This is a genomic window from Brevundimonas sp. (genome assembly GCF_023259385.1).
Classification (GTDB): domain Bacteria; phylum Pseudomonadota; class Alphaproteobacteria; order Caulobacterales; family Caulobacteraceae; genus Brevundimonas.
Map to the genome: position 1 here is coordinate 1 of NZ_JAHFPF010000198.1, position 6,823 is coordinate 6,823.

General features: G+C 71.3%; 5 protein-coding genes and 1 pseudogene. All 6 read right to left on the reverse strand.

Annotated features, from left to right (window positions below; genetic code table 11):
* Positions 1-1,033: phospho-N-acetylmuramoyl-pentapeptide-transferase (mraY, locus tag Q0C81_RS14030; RefSeq protein WP_291839141.1), on the reverse strand; the 1,033-nt coding region annotated here is incomplete at its 3' end.
* 4 nt (positions 1,034-1,037) lie between these two features.
* Complete coding sequence (murF, locus tag Q0C81_RS14035) at positions 1,038-2,429, reverse strand: Mur ligase family protein (RefSeq protein WP_291839144.1); 1,392 nt, start codon at positions 2,427-2,429, stop codon at positions 1,038-1,040.
* On the reverse strand, positions 2,422-3,879 hold the full coding sequence (locus Q0C81_RS14040; protein WP_291839147.1) for a UDP-N-acetylmuramoyl-L-alanyl-D-glutamate--2,6-diaminopimelate ligase: 1,458 nt from the start codon (positions 3,877-3,879) through the stop codon (positions 2,422-2,424). Before Q0C81_RS14040 ends, murF begins: the two co-directional genes overlap by 8 nt.
* A pseudogene (locus Q0C81_RS14045) lies at positions 3,876-5,594 on the reverse strand (peptidoglycan D,D-transpeptidase FtsI family protein). The gene Q0C81_RS14040 and the pseudogene Q0C81_RS14045 overlap by 4 nt, the downstream one beginning before the upstream one ends.
* Complete coding sequence (locus Q0C81_RS14050) at positions 5,591-6,019, reverse strand: cell division protein (RefSeq protein WP_291839149.1); 429 nt, start codon at positions 6,017-6,019, stop codon at positions 5,591-5,593. The pseudogene Q0C81_RS14045 and the gene Q0C81_RS14050 overlap by 4 nt, the downstream one beginning before the upstream one ends.
* The coding region (rsmH, locus tag Q0C81_RS14055) for a 16S rRNA (cytosine(1402)-N(4))-methyltransferase RsmH (RefSeq protein ID WP_291839151.1) at positions 6,016-6,823 on the reverse strand (808 nt) is incomplete at its 5' end. The genes Q0C81_RS14050 and rsmH, both read right to left, overlap by 4 nt.

The following is a 6,823-nucleotide window of genomic DNA, read 5'->3' on the forward strand; positions in this document are numbered from 1 at the left end:
ATTCCGGCCAGCCCATCTTCTCAAAATGGTGGTGGATCGGGGCCATCAGGAAGATGCGCTTCTTGGTGGCCTTGAAGTAGGCGACCTGGATCATGACCGAGGCGGCCTCGACCACGAACAGGCCGCCGACGATGCCCAGCACCAGCTCATGCTTGGTGGCCACGGCGATGGCGCCCAGGGCGCCGCCCAGGGCCAGCGAACCGGTGTCGCCCATGAAGATCTTGGCCGGCGGGGCGTTGTACCAGAGGAAGCCCACGCCCCCGCCGATCATGGCCGCGCAGAAGATGGCCAGCTCGCCCGAGCCCGGCACGTGGTGCACGCCCAGGTACTGGGAGAAGATGAAGTTGCCGACCAGGTAGGAGATGATGCCGAAGGCGGCCGCCGCCATCATCACCGGCACGATGGCCAGGCCGTCCAGACCGTCGGTCAGGTTCACCGCGTTGGAGAAGCCCACGATCGTGAAGGCGGCGAAGGCCACATAGAACCAGCCGATGTTCAGCAGCACCGCCTTGAAGAAGGGGAAGGCGATCGACGTCTCCAGCCCCGGCGAGGTCGGCGACACCGTCATCCAGGCCACGGTCATCACGCCCGCGATCACCGAGACGATCACCTGCGCCACCAGCTTCTGTTTCGACGTCAGCCCGGCCGAGGTCTGCTTGGTCACCTTGGCGTAGTCGTCGATGAAGCCCAGCACGCCGAAGGCGGCGGTGACGAACGAGACGATCCAGATGTAGGGGTTGGTCAGGTCGCCCCACAGCAGCACCGCCACCGCGATGCCCGCCAGGATCATCAGCCCGCCCATGGTCGGGGTCCCGACCTTCGACAGGTGGGTGACCGGTCCGTCCGAGCGGATCGGCTGGCCCTTGCCCTGCTTGACCCGCATCCAGGCGATGAAGCGGCTGCCCATGGCCACTGCGACGATCATGGCCGTGACCATGGCCAGCGCCACCCGCACCGTCTGGTACTGGATCAGGTGCAGCAGCGGATAGTCTTTCGCCACGTCCTGGAAGTAGAGATACAGCAGATAGAACACGCTCTTATTCCCCCAGCGCGGCGAGAGCCTTCGCGATCAGCGAGGCTTTCGATCCGTTCGATCCCTTGACCATGACGATGTCGCCCGGGCCTGCAAGCGTGGCCGCGTCGGCGGCCAGTTCGGCGGCGGTCTCGCGCCACTCGCCCCGGCGGGCGGCGGGCAGGACGTCGTACAGCCGCTTCATCTCCGGCCCGGCGGCGTGGACCAGGTCCAGCCCGGCGGCGGCGATCGGCTCGGCCAGCCCCTCGTGCAGGGCGTGCGACTGCTCGCCCAGTTCCAGCATGTCGGTCAACACCACGATCCGGCGGCCGCCCGTCGCGACCGGCCTGGCCCCCAGGCTGCGGAAGCCCGCGGCCATCGACAGCGGATTGGCGTTGTAGCTTTCGTCGATCAGGGTGAAGGCCCCGCCAGGCGCGCGCACGGTGATCGTCTCGCCCCGCCCCGCCAGCGGCCGGAACCCGGCCAGCGCCTGCAGCCCGGTCTCCAGCGGCACGTCCAGCGCATCCAGCATCAGCAGGACGCACAGGCTGTTCAGCCCCCAGTGGAAGCCCGACTGCGCCAGTTCGAAGTCCAACGGCCTGCCGTAGAGCTCGGCCCTGACCCGCGCCCCGCCCTCGAACGGCTGGAAGTCCAGCAGGCGGGCGTCATGCCCCATGTCGGTCCCGAAGGTGACCAGCCGCGCGCCCAGCGCCCGGGCCCGGTCGCACACGACGCCGGACAGGGCCACGTCGCCGTTGGCCACCGCCGTCCCGCCGGGGACCAGCCCCTCGAAGATCGACGCCTTCTCGGCCGCCACCCCGGCCTCGCCGTCCGCGAAGGCCTCGATATGCACCGGCCCCACCGTGGTCACGCAGGCGGCGTGCGGTCGGACGAATTTCGACAGCGGCGCGATCTCGCCCGGCGCGTTCATGCCGATCTCGAACACCGCCCGTTCCACCGTGCGCGGCATCCGGGCCAGGGTCAGCGGCACGCCGATGTGGTTGTTGTAGCTCTTGATCGAGGCGTGGGCCGGCCCCGCCAGGTCGAGGCCCGCCTTGATCGCCTGGGTCACGCTGGTCTTGCCGACCGAGCCGGTGACCGCGCCCCGCTTCACCTGCGGCGCCCGCTCGCGCGAGAAGACGCCCAGCGCCTCCAGCGCATGCAGGGTGTCGCCCGTGATCACGGCCGGACCGTTCACCGCCCGCTCGACGATCGCCCCCGCCGCGCCGTTGGCGAAGGCCATGTCGGCGAAGTCGTGCCCGTCGCGCGCGCCCTTCAGCGCCACGAACAGGTCGCCCGGAACGATCTCGCGGCTGTTGTAGGTGATCCCGGTCGCCGCGAAGGGGGCGCCGGACAGGCGTCCTCCGGTCGCGGCCTCGATCTCGGCGGACGTCCAGAGGGGTTCGGAATCAGGCATGGATACGCAGGGCTTCGGCGGCTTCGGTGGCGTCGTCGAAGGGATGGGTCACCCCGCCGACGATCTGGCCCTGTTCATGCCCTTTTCCGGCGATCACGACCACATCTCCTTCGCGCATCAGGGCGATGGCGTGATGGATGGCCTTGCGGCGATCGCCGATCTCCTGCGCGTCGGGACAGCCCTCGCGCACGGCCTTGCGGATCGAGGCGGGGTCTTCCGAGCGGGGGTTGTCGTCGGTGACGATGGCGATGTCCGCCAGACGGCCCGCGATCTCGCCCATCAGGGGCCGCTTGGCCCGGTCCCGGTCGCCGCCGGCGCCGAACACCACGATCAGCCGGCCCGTCGCGTGCGGACGCAGCGCCTTCAACACCGTCTCCAGCCCGTCGGGCGTGTGGGCGTAGTCGACATAGACCTCGCCCTGCCCCGCGCCGCCGGGAATACGCTCCAGCCGCCCCTGGGCGCCCTCGATCTTCTCCATCGCCGCCAGCACGCGTCCGGCGCTCTCGCCCGCGGCGATGCACAGGCCCGCGGCGACCAGGGCGTTCGACGCCTGGAAGGCCCCGGCCAGCGGCAGCAGGATCTCATGCAGTTCGCCCTGCACGTCGATGGTCAGGCGCTGGCCTTCCGGAACCGCCCGGCGGGCGACCAGGGCCAGGTCCCGCCCACGCTGCCCCACGCCCATCACGCCCAGCCCGGACATGATGCTGGCCGAGGCGAAGCTGGAATAGGCGTCGCTGTCGGCGTTCAGCACGGCGGTCCGGCCGCGCGGCAGCAGGGTCTCGAACAGGCGCAGCTTGGCGGCCCGGTAGCTCTCCATGTCGCCGTGGTAGTCCAGGTGGTCCTGGGTCAGGTTGGTGAAGGCCGCCGCCTTCAGCGTCACCCCGTCCAGGCGGCGCTGGTCGATGCCGTGCGACGAGGCTTCCAGCGCCAGATGGGTCACGCCCTGGGTCGCCAGTTCGGCCAGCAGGCGCGCCGCGTCGGCGGCGTCCGGGCTGGTCAGGCCGGGGCCGGTCAACGCCTGATTAACGTTACCCGACTGTTTCAAAACCCCGAGCGTGCCCATGCTCGCGGAGGTCAGGCCCAGCGCCGCCCAGATCTGGCGGCAGAAGGCGGCGACCGAGGTCTTGCCGTTGGTCCCGGTGACCGCGACACAGTGGGCGGGCTGGGCGCCGTAGAAGCCGCGCGCGGCGATGGCGTAGGCCCGGCGCACGTCGCCCGAGGTGACCAGCACCGGGGCCAGGGCCGCGTCGGTGTCGGCGGGCGCCAGCACGGCGGCGGCGCCCTGCGACAACGCCTGGGGGATGAAGGCGCGCCCGTCGGCGGCCGTGCCGGGCAGGGCCACGAACAGCGAACCGGGCGCGACCTTGCGGCTGTCGGCGGTGACGCCGGTGATCATCGGATCGGACGACACGTCGCGGCGCAGCAGGTCGGACAGGCGGACGGCGCTCATTGGGGCGCCACCGGAGCGATGACGGGATCGGCCACGCGGTCGACGCCCAGGAAGCCGGCGATCCGGTCGATGACGCGTCCGACCGTCGGGGCCGCGACCGCGCCGCCCAGCTGCGAGCCCTGGGCCGGTTCGTCGATCAGCACGAACACCACATAGCGGCGGGTCGTGTCCGGACCGTCCGCCGGGAAGACCGAGGCGAAGGACCCCACGCCGTGACGCGGATCGTAGCGGCCGTTGACCAGCTTGTTGGCCGAGCCGGTCTTGCCGCCGACGCGCAGCCCCTGGGCGTTCGCCGACTTGCCCGAGCCGCGCAGCACGTTGGCGCGCATCAGGTCGCGGATGCTGCGCGAGGTTTCCGGGCTGACGACCTGGCGGCCCTCGGCGCCCGAGCCGCCGCGGCGCAGGGACAGCGGGCGGTAGACGCCGCCGTTGAGCAGGGACACCGTCGCCGCCGCCATCTGCAGCGGGGTGACCATGATGCCGTAGCCGAACGACATCGAGGCCCGGGTCGAGACTTCTCAGTTGGCCGGACGGCGCGGCCGGGCCGAGTCGTGCAGCCCGATCGGCGCGGCGTCCAGCAGGCCGAACCGGCCGAAATAGTCGCGCATCACGTCCGGCCCCAGCTCCACCGCCATCCGCGAGGTGCCGATGTTGGACGAGTGCAGGTAGACCTCTTCCAGGCTCAGGATCTTGTTCGTGGCGTGGAAGTCGGTGATCCGGCGGTTGCCGATCATGTAGGGCTGCGAGGCGTCGAACATGGTGTTCATGTCCGCCTTGCCGGTGTCGATGCTGGCGGCGATGGTGAAGGTCTTGAACACCGAGCCCATCTCGTAGTGGGCCGAGGTCACGCGGTTCAGGGCGTCGGTCGTCGGCCAGCTGGACATGCCCAGGACCTCGCCGGTGCTCGCATCGACGACCACGCCCACGGCGCCCTTGGCCCCGACGGCCGAAGCGGCGGCGCCCAGTTCGTTCTCCAGCACGCCCTGCACCCGCAGATCGATCGACAGCGGGAAGCTTTCGCCCCGCGCTCCGGCGGCGCGGATGTCGGCGTTGAAGGCCAGTTCGGCGCCGGTCAGGCCCTGGCCGCCGCTGTCGGCCACGCCCAGCACGTGCCGCGCCGAGCTGTCCAGCGGATAGACCCGGCGATCCTCGGGCTCGAACGTCACCCCGCCCAGCGCCAGGGCGTGGACGGCGGACTTCTCCTGCGGAGTCAGGCCCGGCAGGGCGATCAGGCGGCGGTCGCCCGCCAGGATCCGCCGCAGCTTGGCCGTCGAGATGCGCGGCAGGGCGCGCTTGATCTGCTGCGCCGCCAACGTCGGGTCCCAGACCTCGCGGGGATCGATGTACAGGCCGTAGTGGGTGATGTTGGTCGCCATCAGCGCGCCGTTGCGGTCGACGATGTCGGCGCGGGCCACGGCGTTCGGATTGGCCGCCGAGCCGATCACCCCCTTGGGCGTCATCAGGGCCGCATGGGCCGCGCCGAGCGCGAGGCAGCAGAACACCGCCGTGAAGGCCGAGGCGATCACGAAGATGCGGACGCGGGTGTCTTCCTCGGGCCGGGCGTCGGCGCGGGCGCGGCCGAACGAATGCTCGACCCACCACATGGCCTCGGCCAGCCAGCGCCATGACGGCAGCAGGCGGCGGATGCCGTAGACGACAGGGCGCGGTCCGCGCGGAGCGGCCCGGTCCCAGGCGTGGGGATCGTGGACGCTCATCGCGCGCCCTCCCCTGCCGGAGCGGTGGGCGCGGCGGCGGGAACCACGGCCGGGGTCGGGGCGACGATGATCACCGGCTTCGGCTCGGGGATCGGCTGCAACTGGGCCAGGTTGTCCTCGCTGGCCTGCCGCTTCATGTCGACCGGACCCAGGCCCGCGCCGCGCGACAGGGCCTCCAGCCTGCCCGGCTGCTCCAGCCGCGCCACCTCGGCCTTCAGCAGGCGGACGCGCTGGCCGCTGATGCCGATCTGGCGCTCCAGGTCGGCGATCTCGGCGCTCTCGCGCGCGGCGGCGGCCTTGGCCAGATAGACCGAGAAGATCATGGCCGCGACCATCAGCACGCCGATGATCTCGATCCAGCGGATCCCGCGCACCTTCCAGGCGAACAGGCGGTTGAAGCTCCGGGCGACGACCGCGGCGTTCATGCGGCGATCCTCCCCCAGGGGGCCGCGTCGGTGCGGACGGCGGCGCGCAGCTTGGCCGACCGGGCGCGAGGGTTGGCGGCCAACTCGGCCTCGCCCGCCTCGACCGCGCCCTTGAAGCTCAGGGTGAAGCTGGGCTTGCGGGTCTCGACGGCGACGGGCGCATGGCGCGAGCCGCCCGGCGCATTGCCGGTCCGCTCGGTCAGGAAGGCCTTCACGATCCGGTCTTCCAGCGAATGGAAGGTCACCACGACCAGCCGCCCGCCGGGCGCCAGCGTCGCCTCGGCGGCCTCCAGCCCGGCGCGCAGCTCGCCCAGCTCGTCGTTCACGGCGATGCGCAGGGCCTGGAACACCCGGGTCGCCGGATGGATCGGCGCGCCGCGGCGGCCGCCCAGCGCCTTCTCGACCACCTCGGCCAGATCCAGCGTGCGCTCGAACGGCTTCTCGACCCGGCGGCGCAGGATGGCGGTCGCCACCCGGCCCGACTGACGCTCGTCGCCGTACAGTTTGAAGATGTGGGCCATGGGACCGTGGTCCCAGGTGTTGACGATGTCGGCGGCGGTCTCGCCTTCATCGGACATGCGCATGTCCAGCGGACCGTCGCGCATGAAGGAGAAGCCGCGCTCGGCCTGGTCGAGCTGCATCGACGACACGCCGATGTCGAACACCACCCCGTCCAGCTTCGCCTCATCCGTCTGGGCGAAGGCGTCGGCCAGCCCGGAGAACGGCGTGCGGATCAGGCGGAAGGTCTCGGGATAGTCGTTGGCCACCGCGTCGGCGTGGGGCTGCACGGTCGGGTCGCGGTCC

Bases quoted from the DNA above. Each gene is read 5' to 3' on its own strand.
- Q0C81_RS14040 (WP_291839147.1), bottom strand. From the start codon at position 3,879: ATGAGCGCCGTCCGCCTGTCCGACCTGCTGCGCCGCGACGTGTCGTCC.
- Q0C81_RS14050 (WP_291839149.1), bottom strand. From the start codon at position 6,019: ATGAACGCCGCGGTCGTCGCCCGGAGCTTCAACCGCCTGTTCGCCTGG.
- murF (WP_291839144.1), bottom strand. From the start codon at position 2,429: ATGCCTGATTCCGAACCCCTCTGGACGTCCGCCGAGATCGAGGCCGCG.